An 18886-nucleotide genomic window follows, 5' to 3' on the forward strand; every position below is an offset into this window, starting at 1 on the left:
TTTTTCGTACAAAACGGTGCCATCCGGTCGACTCAACCTGGCAGTACTGACAGAGTGTTGCGACTGAGTTGTGCTATCGAAACAGCGTCTCCGATGGGATCCACGGATTCAAACTGGGACGGTTGTCCTCGAAGCGCTGACCGTACTCACCATGGACCACTCCAAAAGCGGCAAAATTCTTGACCAATTGCTTATATGTCGTTCGTACAACGGTCTCAGTAGGAGGCGCACCCGACCCGGACGAGACGGTGCGACCGAACACATGCCTACCGAAGAGAACACACAGAGTGGCGACACTCGCACACAGGTAGCCAAGGCGACACAGCTTTCACGAATACTGGCAGCAAGTGTAGTGAGTGCGGGAACGTTGCTAGCCATCGCTGCGACATCCCTCACACAGTTCATCCTCGTCCTACTCCTCACGGTGGTACTCGGAGTTGGCGTCTATCTGCTAGCGGGGGTACTTCATCACACCTGACGGAGCAACCGCAGTCGACACACCGAGCGCGGTCTGTCGCAACCGAGCACAGATACAGATGTCTGGTCGAGAGTGCGGTTGAATAGTAGGAGTGTAGTGTATACGGAGTGACAAACAAAACACAGCGTTCAGGCTTGGTCTGTCTCGGTCGGGCCAGTCGACTCGGACACGAACAGCGTCACCATTCAACCACCGAGATTCATACACCTCCCAACGTACCACTCTGGTATGAGTACATATTCGATTTTGGGGCCGTCACTCGTCGCAGTCGTGCTTCTGTTGTTACTGAGTGCGTTCTTTTCCAGCAGCGAGTCAGCGATCTTTTCGCTCCCGGATGACATGCAACCCGCGACCGAAGACAGTACAAAAGACAGCCGCACACTCCAGCAACTCCGCGCGAACCCGCATCGACTCCTCGTCACGCTGTTGGTCGGCAACAATCTCGTCAACATCGCTATCACCAGCATCGTCACACTGCTGGTTGCACGGTTCGTTCCCCCCGGATACACCGTCGTGCTCGCAACACTCTGTGTGAGCGTACTCGTCCTCGTCTTCGGGGAAATCGTGCCGAAATCCTACGGCCTCGGTCACGCAGCGTCGTGGAGTCTCCGTGTCGCCCGCCCAATCTCGTACGTCGAACGCGTACTGAGGCCACTCGTTGCGTTGTTCGACATCGTCACGCGATGGCTGACGTCACTCATCGGCGGCGACCAACACATCGAAAAACCATATCTCGACGAGGACTGACTACGCCCCGACGGGCGTGAAATTCAGCATGGGTCAGCCGGTCGAGTCGTAGACGGCCAGATACAGTATTCCAACGAGGCCGATGAGTCCAAGGCCAAGGTATCCAGATTGCGGGACCAACTGCCCGTAGCTGAACACGCCGATGACGATCAGGACGAGCAGGTAGAACTCGATCAACAGCAGGTGTCTGCGGAGGGCCGAATCCATGGATCCACTATCGTCGGCGGAGTTATTGTGAACTACCCCACCCTACCGCTCGCCTGACGGCTCGCGCTTGAGGGTGGGGCTTCCTGCTTCTACGACGCGCTTTGCAGACACCGAATCGGTGTCCACAGGAAGCGCAGTCTCCACAGGCGTTGATTCGGAGCGTCCCTCTCCTACATCTTCAAGACCGCGAGAAAGGATATTCCACGCCGCGTTCGCGTCCCTGTCCGCCTCAAATCCACACGCTGGACACGAGTGTTCGCGCACCCACAGCGGTTTCTCGGTCGAACCGCCACACGACGCACACTCCTTGGTCGTCCCGCTCGGGTCTACGGCAACGAAATGTGTGCCTTCGCGTGCACACTTGTATTCGAGCATCCGCAGGAACGTTCCCCACGCCGCGCCTGCTCGGTTCCGTGAGTTGCCCGGCAGTTCCACCAACCCCTGTGCGTCCAAGTCCTCCACGGCTACCAAATCGTACTCGGTGGCGTAGTAGTTCGACAACTTGTGGAGGAAATCCCGCCGCTTTCGCTTGAGGTCGGCGTGACGCTCGGCTACGACCCGGCGTTGTTTCTCCCAATTTGCAGAGCCGTGTTCCTTCCGTGAGAGGGCACGTTGTGCCCGTTCCAAGCGTTCGCGCTCGTCGGAAAGGTCGGGGGATTCGACCGCCGTTCCGTCCGTGTCGTGAGCATACTTGCAAATTCCAACGTCGATGCCGACGCACTTCTCGGGGTTTTCAGGCTTCGCTGGTGGGGACTCAGGCGTTTCGACACCAAGAATGGCGTACCACTTCCCGGTTGGTTCCTGCTTGATTGTGACCGTCTTGATTTCGGCGTCGTCGGGCAGGTCGCGGTGGAAGGTGAGCGGGATTTCCCCGAGTTTCGAGAGCCACAGTTTGGTCCGACCGCTCGTGTTTTTGAGCTTGAAGCCGGATTGACTGTAGGTGAAACTGCGGTACTCGCCCGGTGCCTTCCAGTTGAGAGTGCCGACGTGGTAGCCGTTCTCTTTGCGACCGCGAAGTGTTGAGAGGTTGTCGTACAATCGCTGAACGACTTTCTGGAGAACCTTCGAGTGAACTTGTTTCAGGTCGTTCCACCACTTCTTAAGATTCGGAAGGAGCTTCTGTTCGCTGTATGCCGAAGTGTTGTCGGTTCGGTTGAGTCGGTGGAGGAAGTGGTTGTAGACCTGCCTACAGGTATCGACAGTCCACGCTAACTGTTCTTCGAGAGCGTCGGACGGTCGCAGCCGATACCTGTAGTTGTAGTTCATCTACGAGCGTTCTTCGATGAGTTCGTCAAGTTTCTCTTGGACGAACGACGAGAGGTTAAGATGGTTCTCCTCAATCCACTCGGCTTGGTCGTCACGGATAGAGATGTTCTTGCGTGTTGCCACGCCACAATATACACAAAGTACACAAATAAGCGTTGCGATTGCGTGGGCCTGTGGGCCTGCCACCGAATCGTGTATGAGAACTGTGCGGCGCTGTATCCCCTCCCTACTCGCTCCCTTCGGTTGCTCCTTGAGGAAGGGGCCTTAGCGCCTCAATTCAGGTAAATTTGACTCTTGTTCGACGACCGACAGCACGAGTGTGGTCCCCCTCAGGTGGTCGGTATCGCAGTCCCGGGGTGGCTGAGCGACCGCCACGAGAACCGAATCGGTATCACACCCCTACAACTGCCACACCTGTCTGAACAGCACCGCACGGACTCCGAGCGAACACCATGAAGACCGCAGTCATGTCAACAACAGCGACAGACACTATATCCCGAACGCAAAACCGACGAGTATGCCCTCCGAATCGCTCGTCTCACGCCGCGGCCTGCTTGCCACGCTGGCTGGGGCCGCGTCGATTGGTCTCGGGGCGGTGGTTGGGTCGGACGCCGTCCGTCCCCCGCTCAGTCTCGAACACCGAGTCCCCGCCGGCGAGTGGCCGATGGCGAAACGGACGCCGCGACGAACCAGTTTTCAACCACAGCCCGGCCCCCAAGACGGCCTCGTCGAGGCGTGGCACCAACCCGTCGAATCCGCGAACACCGTCTCTCCCGGACTGGTGGCGACGCACGACCGAGTGTACACCGTCGGTCGATACACGGTGCGAGCGATCGCGAGTGCTGACGGCCAGCCCGACTGGACGCGACCGCGTGAGAACGCCCCGAGCGTCCTCACCAGTCGCGCCCCCTTCGAGTTCCTCCAGACGGGACCGACCGTCAGCGGCGACCACCTGTACGTCGTCGGTGGAGTGACGCTGTACGGCCTCGACGCCACAAGCGGGCAGTCGACGTGGGCGCTTCGCACGACGAGTAGCTTCGACCACGTCCTCCCGGTCGGCACCCTCGTCGTCGTCGGCGTCTCGCGTGGGTCCGACTCCCTCGTCGCACTCGACCAGGCGACGAGTTTCGAGCGCTGGTCGCGGGCGACCGCCGAGGTCCCACTCGCGTTCGCGTCGGGCACGGAGGGCCACGTGGACGCCCCGTTGCTCCTCACCGGAACCACAGCACAGAGCAACAGCCGGCAGTTGGTCGGCCGCGACCCAGTCGATGGCTCCGTCCGCTGGCGAACGACCGCCGACGCGCCGTCGTTCGAGGCGTTCGCACTTCCCGCGATTAGCGAGGGGCGCGTCTACGCCGGTGGGCCGCGGCTGACTGCGTTCGCGGCCACCGACGGGAGCGTCGAGTGGCAGACTCCGACCGTGGACCGTGCCGAATCGATCTCGCCGGTCACCGACGGCGAGCGTGTGTACGGCGTCGGTGGCGGCGTCGCCGTGGCGGTCGACGCGGCGACCGGCACTCGACAGTGGTCGGTATCGGTCGGGGACGTCACTCCGTTCGTCCCGCCCGTCATCGCTGGTGAGACGCTGTACATCCCCGGCGACGACGCCGTGATTGCGCTCGATACGACCGACGGCTCGACGCGGTTTCGGCACGCGCTTCCGGAATCAACTGGTGGAATCGACGGCATGGCGAGCGCCGACGGCAATCTCTACGTGAGAACTCACGAGTCGGTCCGCGGGTATGTCGCGTCCGGGGAGGCTGACCTGTGAGCGACTCTGCGTCGCCCACCCAGACAGCGATGTCGAGGTACGCTCGACAAGTGGGGCGTGGAGTCGTCTTCCTGCTTCTCCTCCAGTACTCGCTCGGCGTCGGTGTGCGTGCGACGGTCCAGCACGCGTTCGGGCCGACCCCGATTGTGCGACCCAGCATCGTCTCGACCGTCGTCGTGGCGCTCGTCGTTGCAGTCCTCGTCAATAGCGCCCACCGACCCAGCTACCGACAGCTGACGGGCTTTACCGTGGTTGCGTTGGTGATCGGGACCGCTGTCACCACGCTCGTCGGTGGTGGAGACGGACACGTCGGTGCGCTGTATCCGACGCTGCAGACCGGACTCTCTTGGCTGGGTGCGTTCTGCATCGCGTACGCCGTCGCCTTCGAAGTCGAGTGGCGTCGCGTCATCGAGATGTTGCTCACGCGTCCGAGAGAGTAAGAACGGTGCGATTCCCAACAGTCACGCCACCGAAGAGGGAATCAACGGCCCACGGCTGCAACGACGTCGTCAATGGTGAACAGTTGCACATCGTCACGCTCTGCAGCTACTTCCAGCACCGACTGTGTGAATCCACTCCGGGAAAACAGCGCATAGGATTCTGTACGAGAGCCACCGTCATCCGGTGTCCATCGGAGCTCTGCCGTATGTTGCTGGAGGCTGGAGAAGGCGTCGTATCCGAGTGGTGACTGTTGGAACTTACACTCACCGACGATCAACGTTCCATCGGTCGCGAATCCGACAACATCAATTTCGTGTTCGCCGTACCACCACTGACCGGTCTTCGTAATCGTCTGGTCTGGATACAGCTCTCGGAGGGCACGACAGCATAGTGCCTCAAACGAACTCGAAGCGAAGTCCGGGAGTGCTGGTTCGATAAGCGTCTCGAATGCATCTTCACCAAGCGCATCATACTGTCCATCCGAGCCATAGACGAAGTGGAACCAGAACCGGAAGAACGGGTCGCGGATACGGTACCGGCTGCGCTTACTGCGGGTTTTCTGTTCGGTGATTGGGACGTGCTGGTCAATGAGACGAAGCCGCGACAGACGATTCAGATACTTCGAGAGTTGATTATACGCAATTCCAGTCGTTCCCGCAATCTCGTTTCGGCTCGTGTTTCCTCCAGCAATCGCTTCGAGAATTGAGAAATATCGCGTCGGTTCTGTGAGTTCCATCTTAATTCAAGCAGGGAATCCCGGCCTTTAGGCCGGGAGGGAATGCGACACGGTGTTGACCACCCGCTACTCGGTGGTTGGGCCGGAATCCAACTCCCGCTGTGCGTGGAGTAGCATCCCTTTCCACGTTAGACCGTGGCGTTTCTTCGTCTCTTTCAGCGACTCGTACTGTTCCTCGTCTACCTCGAAATTGATGTGTGGCATATCTCATTCTTGCGCCCCGTTACACTTAATTATATCTACGTTCTATCTACGGGTGTGTCCAAGACGGTGACGAAGACGCTACAGGCCACTCTCGCCACACCCACGGCGGGCAAAGAGCAACGCCTACAGCGGCTCTTGGACACCTACCGCGAAGCACTCCACGACGCCTTCGACAACAGGGCGGATACAATGTCTGCCGTCAACGACGTTGTAACGCCCTACGAACTTCCGTACCAAGCCAAAGACGCGCTTAAATCCTACGTCCCGAAACTCCGTTCGACGTACAACGCCGAGGAGTTGGACGACGAGCATCCGCTTCGACTCGTCAATCGGGCCGCGAAGTTCGACTACTCCGACGAGCGCGAACACGGCTTCGTGTGGCAGGTTCCGCAACCCGGACGCGGGACGAATTTCTGGATTCCGCTTCGGGTTAACCCCGAACAGGAATCTCTGTGGTTCGACCTGCTCTCCGAAGACGCGAAGGCGGGCGAGTTGCGGCTACAGCGCCACCGCACGTCGTGGGAGTTGCACGTCACCGTCGAATACCCGGTCGAAGAATCGACCGACCCGGACAACCCGACGTATATTGGCTTCGACGTAGGCGAGAGCGCGTTGATAACGGGCTGTGCCCTCAAACGCGACGTACCACGGAAGCCAATGCTCGTCAGCGGCAGTCGAGCGCGACATCTTCGCAAAGAGATGTTCACCACACTCCGGCGGCTACAGTCGAGAGACGCCGCCGAGTGGCGCGTGGACGAACGGTTCGACCACTACCAAAACGCTCTGACGGATATTGTCGAGAAAGCGTCTCGGCAGGCCGTCGAGTATGCCCAACAGTTCGAGAACCCCGTTATCGTTCTCGAAGACCTGTCGTACATCCGTGAGCGGTTGGACTACGGGAAGTTCATGAACCGCCGCCTTCACGCATGGGCGTTCGCCCGGTTACAGGGCCGACTCGAAGACAAAGCGACCGAGGCAGGGATTCGCGTTGAGTACGTCAACGCGGCGTACACCTCGCAGACGTGCCACGCTTGCGGTTGTCTCGGTCGGCGGGGTCAGCAAGCGGAGTTTGTGTGTCCGCACGACGACTGCCACGTATCGGAGTTCCAAGCAGATATTAACGCGGCGGCGAACATCGCTGGTCGCGCTAACCCGTGGGGAGAGAGCGTCCGTTGGGAACCCGGACGCGATGACTCGCCACAGGATGGGAGCGCCTGTGACAGCGCCACAGTCCACCAAGAGACGAGTCCGAGAACCGGACAGATGACGCTCTCGGTGTACTCGGACTGAAACCTACCAAGCCGGATTCCCCTCGTAGGGGAAGCCCCGCCGTTTACGGCGGGGAGGATGTCACAGTCGTTGTTCAGCGCCCGCGAATGTAAACTCAGCCCACGAGTTCTCGACGAGACGTTCCAACAGCGCTGGCACAGAGAACAAACACGTGCTGACGCAGGCGATTCACGTCACCCACGACTTCATTTGTTCTTGTACAGAGAGAGCGTTTCGTGTGCTTCGATTGACCTCCTCCCGCGCCTAAAGACGCGGGAATCCCACCACGGGATTTCAGGCTGGTCGTAGCCCTATGGTTTCAAGACGCATACGTCCCAAGCGTCTCTTGCTTGGTAGCATCGGCTTGGGTGTCTTGTGAGGCGGTCAAACGCCCCCCATCCTCAGCCGAGTCATCGCCATCCGTGTGTTCTCTTGAATGGCTCTCTCCACTGAGGTAGCGGTCTGCGATATTTATCGCACCGTTCACGTCCGCTTGGTACTCGCCCATCCAGCAAGCGTCGTTCGTACACTTGAACGTCGCCTGTCGCGGTCGGTATCCTACTTCACCGCAGGCATGGCACTCCTTTGAGGTGTTGCGCGGGTTCACCGTCTCGACGGGGATGCCCTTCTCGACGGCCTTGTAGCGTATCTGCGCGTGGAGTTTGGCGAATCCCCATCCGTGGAGACGCCGGTTCATGAAGTCGTCGTAGTCCATCGACTCCCGTATGTTCGTCAGGTCTTCCAGAACAAGAACAGGATTCTCGACGGACTCGGCGTACTCCACGACTTTGCGGGTGACGCGGTGGAACACGTCGTCGATCTGTCTCCACACGTCATTCCCGAAGGACTCCGCGATACGTTCGCTCCCGCGCGTCTGGAGTCGGCGCTTGGCGGTGAAGTAGGTCTTACGGTGACGACGAACGGTCTTGCCCTCGTCGGCCCACAGTTCGGGCGCGGTCGGAGAACCGTGGTCGTCGCGGTGACACACCGTGACGAGTGACGCTTCCCCGATGTCCACTCCGATGGGCGTCCGTTCTTCTGCGGACACCTCGGAGCGTTCCTCCACGTCGCGGGTGGCGGTGACGTGGAGATACCACGTTCCGTCCCGCTCGAACAGCCGACTCTCGCCCATCGTGGCGTCCCCCGCGTTTAACGCTTCCAGCCAGCCCCGCTGTTCGGGATTCGGTTGTGCTGGCATCCAGAGGTGGTAGTCCTCGTGGTGCGGGATTTTGACGTACCACTCGATAGCGTTCTCGGGCTTGTGGTCGAACCGTAGCCCCTCGTTGGTGAAGCGCACAGGGTGGTCGTCGTGAAGTTCGCCCGCGTTGTACGTCGTTGTGAGTTGCGGGACGTACTTCTTGAGCACGTTCTTCGCGTACCCGCTCAGGTCGTAGTTGACCACCACGTCGTTCGCTTCGGTCTGCGTGGTACATCGGGCGTCGAAGGCGTCTTGAAGGGCGTGTTTGTACGCTTCTCGCGTCTCTCGGAGTTTCCTCCGCTTGTGGGCGTTCGGGTCCACAAGTTTGAGTTCCAGAGTTTTCGTGAGTTCGGTCACGAGTCGCCCTCCTTGTGCTGTTGAATGTAGTTCTCGACAGTCTCACTTGAAACATGCCCGGCGGTCCCTGCGTAGTATCCTCGCGCCCATCCGATTTTCTCGCCGTCGTGGTCGGCGTATCGGTGGTTGTACTTGCGCGAGGAGATACCCTTGAACCAGTTGGCGAGTAGCGCCGGTTCGTTCTTGGGTGGGCTACTGACGAACAGGTGAACGTGGTCCGGCTGTACGGTGAGGTCGAGTATTTCGACGCCTTTGTCGTCGGCTATTTCGTGGAGGATAGTTCTCACACGGTCTGCAACCTCATTGACGAGTACCGATTGACGGTACTTCGGCAACCACACTATGTGGTAGTTGAGGTTGTAAGTCGCGTGCCGTGTGGTCTTCATCCGTGTTACACACTATGGTCTGTCGGCGTGTTAATACTACTGATAGTACGGTGGAAAATCCAGCCGTGGAGTCGTTTGGTGAGTGTGTAGGCTATTGTCCGCTTGACCCCCGCCTAAAGACGGGGGTATGCGCTCGTATCTTTATCACGTCGTCCCATGCGACTGTTCGACCCGCTCTCGAATCCAATCGAGGGCCGTGAACAGAACCTCAAGATGGTGGGGCTCGAGCGAAGATGGTTCTGCAGTACCAGCATCTGGCGGCGGATGAAAGTGCGTTCGGGGAGCTGTTGGTTTGGGATGGCGATCCCAGCGACAGTGGTACTGCGGTCCATCTCCGTCGTCTTGTCCAAGTTCTAGATAGTGAACCGAGTAGTCCCCGGACGTGAACCACCGGATGTCGAGTCGGGCAGTTGCGACTCGTTCGGGATAGGCATGTGCATCGAGACTGAGCTGGAGTCGACGTGGTGAGAGGCTGGAGGGATCGAACGACCAGTCGACAACGAGCGGGTGTGTTGCCGCACGTTGTGCGAGCGTTTGAAGTGTCGGAACGTCGAGGCGGCCGACAGCGGCGTCGGGCGGCGCGTTCTGTTCGTCGTCAGTCATCGGTGCACCGATTCATACCGACGCTGAAGTCCCGGTTTGACCGTTAGAGTCGCCACTTGCTCGATGGAGTGCTTCCTGAAGGACTGCAAGATCCTCGCGAACGGTCCGCCATCGAGTTAGTGCGTCCCACCGGTCGTGGAGTGCGTCGTGGTCGGCGATATCGAACGATTTCGGCGACACCGCGTCTGGATCAGGGACGCCAAACTGCGTCTGGAACGACTCGTCTTCGGTGAGCAGTGACTCGAGTTCCGCACGGAGGTCGCTCACGGAGTGTTCTTGTGCGAGTGATTCGACCCGCTTCCATCGGAGGTACGACTCATTTCGGCGGTACGTCGTCGGACGGCCGTCACGACGTTCAACAATGCCCATCTCCGCAAGCTGCTCGAGCGCCGCACGTGCACCATCAACTGAGCAGTCCGCCCGCTGGCTGACTGCTTTCGCCGACGCATACTCGGTCATGCCCGTACTCACGTCGTACACCCGCTGGAACGTCGTGCGTTCTGCACGCCACTGGGCACGTGCATCCGCGGGCTGGTCGGATTCCATACACGGCTGTTCGCACCCAAACACGATATTTCTTTTGTGTGGCAGAGATATATCGTCTATACGCCCAGACTCGCAGGTTCACGTCGCCTGCAGAACCACCGTTTCCCACCTCACAACGTCATCTGTGTCGCTGCTTCTCGTGGCATCTCCCCTCCGATAACCGACACTCACGACCCATTGGAAGTGAACGGTCGTGGTGCAGTCGCTGCCGAAGATTCGGGCGTTCCTCACGAACAGATGAAGTGGTGGGGGGAGAGAGCGGACCGTATCGAATGGTCCACACCTGGGATGTGCAGACGCTACGGAATTCGTTCTGGTGATGTGAATCAGAAATTCACCCCTGCGACTTCATCTGTTAACGCCCTGCTTGACTGCGGACAGCGTTGAGACCCATCCGACTCTGAGACACTCGCCGTGCGTCTCTGGTACTGGGCCGCTCGCTACTGACCCGCAGTCGGCGTCGTTAGCTCACGACCCGCGGCCGTTGCCACGGTCCTTGTCGTGGCCGTTCTTGCGCCCGTTGCCACGGCCATTCTTACGACCGTTGCCACGGCCGTTCTTACGTCCGTTCCCCGGTAAGTCGGTGCTGCACGACCCCACAGGGACGTCCGCATTCCCGTCGCTCGTCACGCGGAATATCGCCGTCGTGCCGCTGATCTCGTGGCCGACGAAGACGAGCGGGTCGTCAATCGGGCTCTCTTCGGCGGTCGCGAAGTCCAGTCCCTCCGGGCCGAGGTCGCCAGCAGCCCCGGCGGGCGCGTCACCGTCTTCGATGGCCGCCTCGATATCGACCGAGAAGTCCCGGTTGTTGACGTACTCGACGAACGTGGCACACTCGGGGTCGGTGATGTCGTACACCATGACGCCGCCGATGCGTTCGAGGCCGATGAACGCGTAGTATCGGTCGCCGACCTGCCCGATTGTCAGCCCCTCGGGTTCGGGACCTTTGTTGTCGCTGCGACCGTCAGGGTCGTGTTCGTTGTTGTCGTTGTTGAACTGGTCGCCGAATCGCTCGGCGGTAATGGTTTCGAAGTCGCTCCCGCTGTCGAACACCCGCGTGCCGTTCGTCGTGAAGATGCTGAACGACCGGCCACCGAAGACGTAAAGCTCCTCGTAGCGCCCGTCGCCGTCGACGTCGCCGAGCGTCGTCGTCACACCTTTTGCGCCGAGGTTCTCGGGCCGCTGGAGTTCCTCGACGCTGTCGATCCCCTCGATCCCGTCGAAGTCGAACGCTTCGGGGTCGAGTCGAAGGTCCGCGACTTCCGCTTCCTCGCTGAACGAGCCGTAATCCCGGCTATCGCCCTCGTTGGCCGTCACGAGATAGGTCTGGCCATCGGGGCTGTACGCGCCGATCGCGTCGGGCTGGAGGATGCCGTTGATCGGCCAGTTCTGGATGTTGACCCCGCCGTCCTCGTTGCTCGCGTCGAGTTCGTTCCCCGCTAGACTGTAGTCTTTGAAGCCCAGCGGCATGAGGTCCGTGATGGTCGCCGTGTCGATGTCGACCTCTGCGATCGCGTTGTTCTCCTGCAGCGGAACCCACGCCGTCTCCGAGTCGTCGCTCACGGCCACGTACTCCGGCTCGAAGTCCTGCGACGCGCTCGCGTTCGGGCCGAAGATGCGGATGCCTCGCTTTCGGAGCTGGTCTTCCTTGCCGTCGAAGGCGGTGAAGTCGGCGGTGCTGACCGTCGGCGCAGCCGCACCGTCGGACACGTCGACGATGCTGACCGAGCCACGGGGGTCGTACGCGTAGTTGTCCGTCGGCTCGCCCTCGTTCGCGACGAGCACTCGCGTTCCGTCGGGGGTGAAGGTGACTTTGTCCGGCAGCGGACCGACCGGGGCCGTCCCCAGGCGGTCGAGCGTCTCGGGGTCGTAAAGCCCGACCTGTCCGGGGTCCTGTGCGACCTCGGCTTCGAGCGCGACGGCGACGACGTCGGCGGACGTCGCGACGCTGTTCGCGGAGCTCACGTCGTCGAGCTCGCTCGCGGCGTCGATCGCACCGACTTTCTCGGGCGTGGTCGGATCCGACACGTCCAACACGTCGACGCCGCCGAGGTCGGCGTTGATCACGAACAGCCGCTGAGTGGGGGCGTGGTAGGCGATGATTTCGGCCCCTCCTTCGTCGAACAGCCCCGACTCGTACCGCCCGATCTGTTCTAACGTGACGTTCTCGACGCCCGAAACCCCACCCGCAGCCTCGGCGTCAGCCGCCGCCTGGTCGTTCCCCGCGACAGCTGTCCCTGCGAGGAGTCCAAGAACGGTTCCGCCGGTGAGTCCGAGCACAGCTCGACGCCCGATTTCGCTCGTCTGGTGTGTTCGTTCCACACCCGATTCCCTCGGGCGGACACGTTAAGCACTTATAATATCTGACACTAGTGCTATGTAGTGAACTGTTGACCACGGGGGTACTGTTTATCGAATCCCAACGTATCGAGACGGCTCTCCTGACAGCCGTCACCGTTGAATCGTTGGGAGTCGCTCTGCTCCGGGTTTTCGCGGTCGCTTTGGCACTTCACTAGTCAGCAACTCGCCAGAGAGAACGGGGTTTCAACAGGCGTTTCACGCCGGGTGGTCGCCCCCGACTGGTTCCCTCGCTTAGTTGTGGACACACCGGAGCGATGCCGCGCCTGCGACAGCTCGACGCATCCGATTCGTGTGGAGAATATAACACGACGACGAACCGAAAATGTGCGCACTCCACAGCCAGCCATCCACGACCGCGCCGACGCTACCACGCCGCCCACCTCGATACACCCCTGCCGAAATCCCGGCTCATTCTACACCCCTGATGCCGAGGGTGAACCGGGACAGAGGCGCTACACCCCCGACATGCAGGGGTGTACATGGACGCCGATTCTCCGCAAGGGTGTACTCGATTCACGTCGCTTCGTGACCTGTCGCGAGCACCATCGACGCCGGCTGTGTGGCTCTCGTCGCTCCTCCCAACTCCGGCCTGCAGTCGTCTCACACCGTCTCTGGGCGCGTTTGTGGATTCACAGTCGGTCCTGTAAATGCCGTCTCGACGGCCGGTCGTCGTCGCTTTGGCAGGGTCGAAAATCGTCGATTCTCCGGTACACCCAGTCGTAGATGGGGTGTATCGACCGATTTCGAAACCGGAAATCCGACTCGAAGTGGCGTCTCGATGCGGGCGCGACGCGCGTCGACGACAGTCCACAGTCTCCCGTCTCTCGCCGTCTGAACGCTCGTTTTCGCCCCGTTCGACCTGAAACGGGGGTTCGTCGAGAGGCCCCGAATTTGGCCGCGATTGCCGGCCGACGTGGAATCGACGCGACGACGGCCACAGCGGACACGTTGTTGCGGGAAACTGCGTGGGTGTAGAAACCCTCGGACCGCCGAGTTATTTCACCGCCCGACTCGACACACGAATACGGAATGGCCGACACCCACGCGCTCGCCGAGACGAGCAAACGGCTCGGGACGTACGCGCTCATCGCCGTCGTTCTCGGTGCGCCCTTCGGTCCGTTTTGGTACGTCGAGTCGACGGTGGGCCAGCAGGCCTCACTCGTACACATCGGCGGCGCACTCCTCGCCGGGTCTGTCGTCCTCCTGTGTGGACTCGTCGTCCTCGAACGCTACGCGGGAGTCCGTGCGAAGACCATCGCGTCGTTCGACGGGTTCTTCCTCGGCCTCAACGCGGGGATCCTGTACGGGGAGTGGTTCGGCCTCTTGGGGAACGCATCGGCGTTCACCGGACTGGCTGGGGCACTCGTGTGGTCGCTCGGGTTCCTCGAGATTCACGACCGGATTCGGTGACGCGGTCGTCCAGTAGCGGGTCGCCGACAGACGAGTCTCAGTCGCCCTCGATTCCACGACATTCTCTGAGAGATATACTTACAGTTCGCAGGGCCGTGCCGAGAACATGGCTCACCACGGACCGGACTCACACCAATTGCTGGACCAGGCACCGCTGTTGGATGCAACCCGAGATGGGCCGCTCGATAGGTCCACGCTCCAAGATGAACTCGACATCTCTCGTGCCACGGCCTATCGGTGGACGTCCGCGCTCACGGACGAGCAGTTGCTCGAACAGACGCCTGCGGGCTACCAGACGACGGGCGCGCGATGTGCCGTCGCCGATGCCGTCTCCAGATTCGAGCGCTCAATCGCGGCGGCCGACCGGTTAGAACCACTACTCGCCCAGATTTCGGCACCGGAGTTCACGCGTCACGTCCATCTGTTCGCCGACGCCGATCTCCACGTCGCCACGCCGCAGAACCCGAACGCGCCCATCGAACCGTGGCTCGAACATTTCGCGTCGTTCGACCACTCGCGGAGTCTGGTCGTCGCGGGGTGCCCGCCGAAGGTCACAGAACAGGGCATCGAGCACGCCCGAAACGACGTGGATTTCGAGGCCATCTGCACGCCGCTGGCGCTCGAAGCGGACCGAAACGCCTCGAAGAACGCGTTCGACACCATCGCGTCGGCTGACGCGCCCGCGCTGTACACCCACCCCGGATTGCCGTTCACCATGGGCATCATCGACGACGTGGTCATCGTCGGCGGCTTCGACGACGAGACTGCCCTCCCGATTGCCTCCGTCACGACCGACGACCCCGAGGCTCGTGAGTGGGCCGTGGACCTCTATCGGCGTTACAAACGCGATGCAGACAGGCTCGATATGACGCAGATGAGCACCGAGCAGTAGCTACCCGACACGCGAGAGAGCAGTATACTGATTGAACAATGTCTCACGACCTGAGACGCCGTCTCAGGGAATGACTATAATCCTGATCTGTCCGTCGAGCAGGATATGGAACGGACAGGGCAGACCGATTCGGGCGACGAGAATCGACAGCACGGGCGACGAGACGACCGGGGCAACGGAGAATCACCAACGACCGACACCTACGACGTGATTGTCGGCGGCTCTGGGATGTCGGCGTCACTCACCGCGATGATTCTGGGGAAACGCGGCCTCGACGTAGTGATGCTGGAGGCTGGGTCGCATCCGCGGTTCGCCGTCGGCGAGGCGATGCTCCCGCAGAGTTCGATGTGGATGTGGATTCTCGGGGAGTACCACGGCATTCCGGAGATTCAGTATCTCAGCGACACGAACGACATCGTCGACAACGTCACGCCGTCGTGCGGTATCAAACACTCTATCGGCTTTGCGTACCACGAGCCAGATCGGTCGGTCGCGGCGGACCACAGCCACCAGTTGATCCCGCCGAGCCTGCCGTTCTACAGCGAGAGTCACCTGCTGCGCTCGGAGGTCGACCACTATCTGGTCGAGACCGCCCAGCGGTACGGCGTGGAATATCTCGACGAGACCGAAATCACCGGCGTGGACATCGGGCACGACGAGGTGACTGTGACGACCGACCACGGTCGTATCGACGCGACGTTCTACGTCGATGGCACCGGCGGGAACTCCGTCCTCGCCGACGAGATGGGATATCGCGAGGACGCGCCGGAGTTGGAGACGGATTCGCGCGCCATCTTCACGCACGTGGAGGGGCTCACCCCGTTCGACGAGCTACTCGACGAGGCTGCCCGCCCCGGACAGTCCAACCGCCTCCACGACGGGACGCTCCACCACGTGTTCGACGGGGGCTGGATGTGGATTATCCCCTTCGACAACTTCGACCGCTCCGAGGCGAACAAGGCGAGCGTCGGGTTGGTACTCGACCGGACGCAGTACCCCACAGACGAGTCGGTCAGCGCCGAGCGAGAGGCCCGACGAATCATCGCCGAGTTCCCCGATATCGAGCGCCACCTCGAGTCGGCGACGCCGGTGCGTCCGTGGGTCCGGACCGGGAGACTCCAGCGGACCGCCAATCAGTCCGCGGGGCACCGCCACTACCTGACCAACAACACCTACGGCTTCGTCGACCCGCTCTACGCGGTCGGGCTGGTGAACACCCTCGAATCCGTCTTCGTGTCGACCAACCTGCTGCTGGACGCGTTCGACGACGGCGAGTTCTCGGCGGCGCGCTTCGCGCCCATCGACGAGATGCACCACCGCCAACTCGCGACCAACGACCGGGTCATCAGCAACGCGTACAAGTCGATGGGTGACTTCCGGCTCTGGAACGCGTGGACCCAGATGTGGCTGGGGCAGGTCCTGTTTCACGACCTGTACATCCAGCGGCATTGCTTCACCTACCTCGCGACCGGACAGCCCGCCGAGTTCGACTCGCTTCTCGCAGAGCCGACGCCGGGTGACGGCGCGCCATTCGTGCCGCAGAAAGCCGAGATACATCGACGAATGGGCGAGATACTGGACGCCTACCGGGCGGGCGACGCGAGCGTTGACGAGGCCGCTGGCCTGCTGTTCGCGGAACTGCGGCGAGCGGACTGGCTCCCGAAGCACGTCTACGGCTGGGGCGACGAGCGGGCGCGACACGTCGACTTCTCCGACCCCGAGCTCGTGGGGAAACTCATTCAGTGGGGAAAGACCGAGTCCCCCGAACAGCTTCGCGCGGAACTGTTCGACTTCCCCGTCCCCGAGATGGCGTGACTCCCTGAATCTCGCTCCAGACGGACCGAGGACGGTGTCTCACTCGTCGTCGTCCGAGCCGGGAAGCCGGCGAACGGCTTTCTCCCACCTGTCGCGGGCGGCCTGCCCGGGGTCCGCGAACGGGTCATAGGTGATGTCTTCTGCGGTTCCGAGCCGACTCTCGCCATCGTGTCCGGTCGCACGCCGCCACAGCGCGACCACGGACGCGAGGATGACCACGGCGAACAGCCCGCCCAAGAGGATATCGGCCGGGTACTCGAGCGCGGGCACGACGAACACGAGGACCAACGCGAGCACGGCTAGTTGGACCGCGTACAGCAGATAGCTGAACCACGTCCCTGAGAGTTCGAGCGTCCGACCCATCTGTCGGCTGCATCGACCCACTCCGACAAAGGATTTCGCCTGAAATAGGTGGTTAGCCCCTTCCGCAAGGTACGACCGGAGAATGCAACTAGGGGGGAGCGACTGCGTTCACGAGAGTCGTGCTCTCGTGAGTGAACGAGCCGTGAGCGTCTCGTTAAGCCGAACTCCTTATTCAATTAGTGGCAGACACACTCGTGTTTCTTCGCCGACTGGTTGACGACGTACTCGTGGGTCTCCAACGCGAGTTCGTATAACTTCTCTGCGCGCTCTCTCGCCGCGAGTTCATCCTGGTAATAGTCTTCGCACGGTAGTTCCGCCACAGATCTTGGAGACTCTCGGCGACGTGTTCTGAAAGAATTCCGCGTCTCGCTGCTTCTGTGTACACGCCGGGGTGCGTTCCGGGAAGGTCTCGCGGTTCGATGCCACCTTCGAGGAGTTTGAACTCGACGACGCGCTCGATGGCGACGAACGACGCCTCGATAACCAACGTGTAGAACCCTTGTTCCAGTAGTGTCCCTGCGCCCGCGAGTAGTCGACACGACTTTCGGAGCTGGAGGACGTCCGCCTCGCTCGTCTCTAGGCCATCCTCGACGTTCTCGGGCCGATAGTCGAAGGCGGCTTGCACCTCGTCTACCAACGTCTCGATTCGGACACTACTCACCTCCCATCACCTTCATCCGGATTCGTTGGAAGTCGTCGCCGCCGTAGACGGTGGTGCCCTCTCGGAATATCTCTCGGAGTTTCTCGCCTGCTCGGGCTGCACTCCCTTCGCTCTCGACGAACGGTTCGAACGTGTATCGGTCACCGTCAAACCGCTTTTCTCCGAGTTCGCTGGCCACGTTCGAGACGACGCGGCGAGCAGCTGTTCGGTCGCCGTCGACGAGGACGAACACGTCGATGTCGCTCTTCCGGTCGGCCTCACCGCGAGCGACACTCCCAAACACGAGCACGCCGAGCAGTTGGTCGACTTCGTCCGAGTTCTCGACGACTGTCTCGACGCGCTCTACGAACGTACGAACCGGAGCGTGGTACTCGGTCTGTTCGATGCCGAGTATTGGATCGTCTTTCTGGAGTCGTGCGGGGTCGATAGAGACGTACTTTCGCTGTGTCGTCTTTCGTACTTGAACGACGCCGAGTCCGTCGAGGAACTCGACTGCCCGCCAGACTGTTGACCGGCTCCGGCCGGTCATCTCGGACAACTCCTTTAGTGTGAACTCCGACTGGTGGGCGTCGACGAGCAACCGAAGCGCGTCGTCAGCCGCGTGGAGCCTGAATATCTTCGTGTCGTCACCGGGTGTGACGGGAAGGCAGACTTTTATATGTTGTTTCGTGTTGTCGGACACTATCTGATCCTGCGCAACGACATATAATAAGTGTTGGCCAGTTTCTGCACATACTGATCGCGTGCCAGTACGTCGTCGAACGAAAGCGACGGACGTGCAGCATTCGCCGAGTGAGACGCAACCAGTACGCGCCGCGAATATCTATGATGGTTCTTCACGTCCTGTCAGGGCCGAAATGAACATATGCCGCCCGGTGAGTGTACCTGCACGGATGCCGACGCGAGAGCACATCGACCAGAAGCCCACGAGCGAGCAGCGAAGCGAACTCGCTGCGCAGGACACCCGCGACGACGACGACCGCGTCGCAACGACCCCCAACGGCGCGTACACCGGCGGCTATGCGTACCACGAACTCAACGAGGACGGCGACATCGTCTGCGGCGGCCACAGCGAGGGTCGCTTCGTCGAAGTCACCCGTGCCGAGGCTAAGCGAACGGGGAAGACGCCCTGCGGGAAGTGCGAGTGGATTCTCGGACGCAAGCAGAAGTGAGAC

Annotated in this window: 19 protein-coding genes and 2 pseudogenes; 8 read left to right on the forward strand and 13 right to left on the reverse strand. The window is 61.0% G+C overall.

Annotated elements, in window-relative coordinates:
• Positions 1–706: 706 nt before the first annotated feature.
• Positions 707–1225, forward strand: a complete 519-nt coding sequence (locus AUR65_RS09090; protein WP_058566521.1) for a DUF21 domain-containing protein — start codon at positions 707–709, stop codon at positions 1223–1225.
• Positions 1226–1258: 33 nt separating this feature from the next.
• Here the strand turns inward: AUR65_RS09090 and AUR65_RS19715 are convergent, their stop codons facing one another.
• The 3 genes from AUR65_RS19715 to AUR65_RS20425 are packed head-to-tail and all read right to left on the reverse strand — an operon-like array spanning position 1259 to position 2821.
• Positions 1259–1432: a hypothetical protein gene (locus AUR65_RS19715; RefSeq protein ID WP_157575490.1), complete on the reverse strand. Its 174-nt coding sequence runs from the start codon at positions 1430–1432 to the stop codon at positions 1259–1261.
• 42 nt (positions 1433–1474) lie between these two features.
• Positions 1475–2698: an RNA-guided endonuclease InsQ/TnpB family protein gene (locus tag AUR65_RS09095; RefSeq protein ID WP_042664602.1), complete on the reverse strand. Its 1224-nt coding sequence runs from the start codon at positions 2696–2698 to the stop codon at positions 1475–1477.
• Positions 2699–2821 carry a hypothetical protein gene (locus tag AUR65_RS20425; protein ID WP_256477161.1) on the reverse strand — a complete coding sequence of 41 codons (123 nt, stop codon included), beginning with the start codon at positions 2819–2821 and terminating at the stop codon, positions 2699–2701.
• Between the two features lie 394 nt (positions 2822–3215).
• Between AUR65_RS20425 and AUR65_RS09100 the strand changes: the two genes are divergently transcribed.
• Both AUR65_RS09100 and AUR65_RS09105 read left to right on the forward strand, forming a co-directional pair.
• Positions 3216–4469 (forward strand): outer membrane protein assembly factor BamB family protein, encoded by a 1254-nt coding sequence (locus AUR65_RS09100; RefSeq protein ID WP_058566522.1) that lies wholly within the window; start codon positions 3216–3218, stop codon positions 4467–4469.
• 50 nt (positions 4470–4519) lie between these two features.
• Positions 4520–4909 carry a hypothetical protein gene (locus AUR65_RS09105; protein WP_146047398.1) on the forward strand — a complete coding sequence of 130 codons (390 nt, stop codon included), beginning with the start codon at positions 4520–4522 and terminating at the stop codon, positions 4907–4909.
• Between the two features lie 41 nt (positions 4910–4950).
• Here AUR65_RS09105 and AUR65_RS09110 read toward each other — a convergent pair.
• Both AUR65_RS09110 and AUR65_RS19965 read right to left on the reverse strand, forming a co-directional pair.
• Positions 4951–5652 (reverse strand): annotated as a pseudogene (locus tag AUR65_RS09110) (ATP-binding protein); the annotation flags it as partial.
• Between the two features lie 60 nt (positions 5653–5712).
• Positions 5713–5850, reverse strand: a complete 138-nt coding sequence (locus tag AUR65_RS19965) for a hypothetical protein (protein ID WP_008096044.1) — start codon at positions 5848–5850, stop codon at positions 5713–5715.
• A 54-nt stretch (positions 5851–5904) separates the two neighbouring features.
• On the opposite strand from AUR65_RS19965, the gene AUR65_RS09115 reads away from it, so the two are divergent.
• The gene (locus AUR65_RS09115; RefSeq protein ID WP_058566524.1) at positions 5905–7140 is read left to right on the forward strand and encodes an RNA-guided endonuclease TnpB family protein; all 1236 of its coding nucleotides are present in this window, start codon (positions 5905–5907) and stop codon (positions 7138–7140) included.
• A 298-nt stretch (positions 7141–7438) separates the two neighbouring features.
• Here AUR65_RS09115 and AUR65_RS09120 read toward each other — a convergent pair whose 3' ends face one another.
• The 5 genes from AUR65_RS09120 to AUR65_RS09140 all read right to left on the reverse strand — a co-directional run bounded on the left by AUR65_RS09120 (position 7439) and on the right by AUR65_RS09140 (position 12531).
• Positions 7439–8674 carry an RNA-guided endonuclease InsQ/TnpB family protein gene (locus AUR65_RS09120; protein ID WP_058566525.1) on the reverse strand — a complete coding sequence of 412 codons (1236 nt, stop codon included), beginning with the start codon at positions 8672–8674 and terminating at the stop codon, positions 7439–7441.
• Entirely contained in the window at positions 8671–9060 is a 390-nt protein-coding gene (gene tnpA / locus AUR65_RS09125) for an IS200/IS605 family transposase (protein ID WP_058566526.1), read from the reverse strand. Before tnpA ends, AUR65_RS09120 begins: the two co-directional genes overlap by 4 nt.
• Before the next feature lie 144 nt (positions 9061–9204).
• A complete protein-coding gene (locus AUR65_RS09130; RefSeq protein WP_084816412.1) occupies positions 9205–9663 on the reverse strand; it encodes a hypothetical protein in 459 nt (152 codons plus the stop codon).
• 12 nt (positions 9664–9675) lie between these two features.
• Positions 9676–10209, reverse strand: a complete 534-nt coding sequence (locus tag AUR65_RS09135; RefSeq protein WP_058566528.1) for a DUF7342 family protein — start codon at positions 10207–10209, stop codon at positions 9676–9678.
• A 468-nt stretch (positions 10210–10677) separates the two neighbouring features.
• Positions 10678–12531, reverse strand: coding sequence for a choice-of-anchor I family protein (locus AUR65_RS09140; RefSeq protein WP_233194343.1), 1854 nt, complete (start codon positions 12529–12531; stop codon positions 10678–10680).
• A gap of 1068 nt (positions 12532–13599) precedes the next feature.
• Between AUR65_RS09140 and AUR65_RS09145 the strand changes: the two genes are divergently transcribed.
• The 3 genes from AUR65_RS09145 (at position 13600) to AUR65_RS09155 (ending at position 16687) form a co-directional block, all read left to right on the forward strand.
• Positions 13600–13980 (forward strand): hypothetical protein, encoded by a 381-nt coding sequence (locus AUR65_RS09145; protein ID WP_058566529.1) that lies wholly within the window; start codon positions 13600–13602, stop codon positions 13978–13980.
• A 106-nt stretch (positions 13981–14086) separates the two neighbouring features.
• A complete protein-coding gene (locus AUR65_RS09150) occupies positions 14087–14872 on the forward strand; it encodes a helix-turn-helix transcriptional regulator (protein ID WP_233194344.1) in 786 nt (261 codons plus the stop codon).
• A gap of 105 nt (positions 14873–14977) precedes the next feature.
• Positions 14978–16687 (forward strand): NAD(P)/FAD-dependent oxidoreductase, encoded by a 1710-nt coding sequence (locus AUR65_RS09155; protein WP_084816413.1) that lies wholly within the window; start codon positions 14978–14980, stop codon positions 16685–16687.
• Positions 16688–16726: 39 nt separating this feature from the next.
• On the opposite strand, the gene AUR65_RS09160 is transcribed toward AUR65_RS09155, so the two are convergent.
• The 3 genes and pseudogenes from AUR65_RS09160 to AUR65_RS09170 form a co-directional block, all read right to left on the reverse strand.
• The gene (locus tag AUR65_RS09160; protein ID WP_058566531.1) at positions 16727–17050 is read right to left on the reverse strand and encodes a hypothetical protein; all 324 of its coding nucleotides are present in this window, start codon (positions 17048–17050) and stop codon (positions 16727–16729) included.
• A 176-nt stretch (positions 17051–17226) separates the two neighbouring features.
• Positions 17227–17711: pseudogene (locus AUR65_RS09165) on the reverse strand (hypothetical protein).
• The gene (locus tag AUR65_RS09170; protein WP_058566532.1) at positions 17704–18393 is read right to left on the reverse strand and encodes a nucleotidyltransferase domain-containing protein; all 690 of its coding nucleotides are present in this window, start codon (positions 18391–18393) and stop codon (positions 17704–17706) included. The pseudogene AUR65_RS09165 and the gene AUR65_RS09170 overlap by 8 nt, the downstream one beginning before the upstream one ends.
• A 211-nt stretch (positions 18394–18604) precedes the next feature.
• On the opposite strand from AUR65_RS09170, the gene AUR65_RS09175 reads away from it, so the two are divergent.
• The gene (locus AUR65_RS09175) at positions 18605–18883 is read left to right on the forward strand and encodes a hypothetical protein (RefSeq protein WP_058566533.1); all 279 of its coding nucleotides are present in this window, start codon (positions 18605–18607) and stop codon (positions 18881–18883) included.
• Positions 18884–18886 lie beyond the last annotated feature (3 nt).

Origin of the sequence: Haloferax marisrubri, assembly GCF_001469875.2 — an archaeon.
GTDB classification, from domain to species: Archaea; Halobacteriota; Halobacteria; order Halobacteriales; family Haloferacaceae; genus Haloferax; species Haloferax marisrubri.

Coding starts and splice junctions, on each gene's coding strand:
- AUR65_RS09090 (WP_058566521.1), top strand. CDS start 707: ATGAGTACATATTCGATTTTGGGGCCGTCACTCGTCGCAGTCGTGCTT.
- AUR65_RS19715 (WP_157575490.1), bottom strand. CDS start 1,432: ATGGATTCGGCCCTCCGCAGACACCTGCTGTTGATCGAGTTCTACCTG.
- AUR65_RS09095 (WP_042664602.1), bottom strand. CDS start 2,698: ATGAACTACAACTACAGGTATCGGCTGCGACCGTCCGACGCTCTCGAA.
- AUR65_RS09100 (WP_058566522.1), top strand. CDS start 3,216: ATGCCCTCCGAATCGCTCGTCTCACGCCGCGGCCTGCTTGCCACGCTG.
- AUR65_RS19965 (WP_008096044.1), bottom strand. CDS start 5,850: ATGCCACACATCAATTTCGAGGTAGACGAGGAACAGTACGAGTCGCTG.
- tnpA (WP_058566526.1), bottom strand. CDS start 9,060: ATGAAGACCACACGGCACGCGACTTACAACCTCAACTACCACATAGTG.
- AUR65_RS09130 (WP_084816412.1), bottom strand. CDS start 9,663: ATGACTGACGACGAACAGAACGCGCCGCCCGACGCCGCTGTCGGCCGC.
- AUR65_RS09135 (WP_058566528.1), bottom strand. CDS start 10,209: ATGGAATCCGACCAGCCCGCGGATGCACGTGCCCAGTGGCGTGCAGAA.
- AUR65_RS09145 (WP_058566529.1), top strand. CDS start 13,600: ATGGCCGACACCCACGCGCTCGCCGAGACGAGCAAACGGCTCGGGACG.
- AUR65_RS09150 (WP_233194344.1), top strand. CDS start 14,087: ATGGCTCACCACGGACCGGACTCACACCAATTGCTGGACCAGGCACCG.
- AUR65_RS09155 (WP_084816413.1), top strand. CDS start 14,978: ATGGAACGGACAGGGCAGACCGATTCGGGCGACGAGAATCGACAGCAC.
- AUR65_RS09160 (WP_058566531.1), bottom strand. CDS start 17,050: ATGGGTCGGACGCTCGAACTCTCAGGGACGTGGTTCAGCTATCTGCTG.
- AUR65_RS09175 (WP_058566533.1), top strand. CDS start 18,605: ATGCCGACGCGAGAGCACATCGACCAGAAGCCCACGAGCGAGCAGCGA.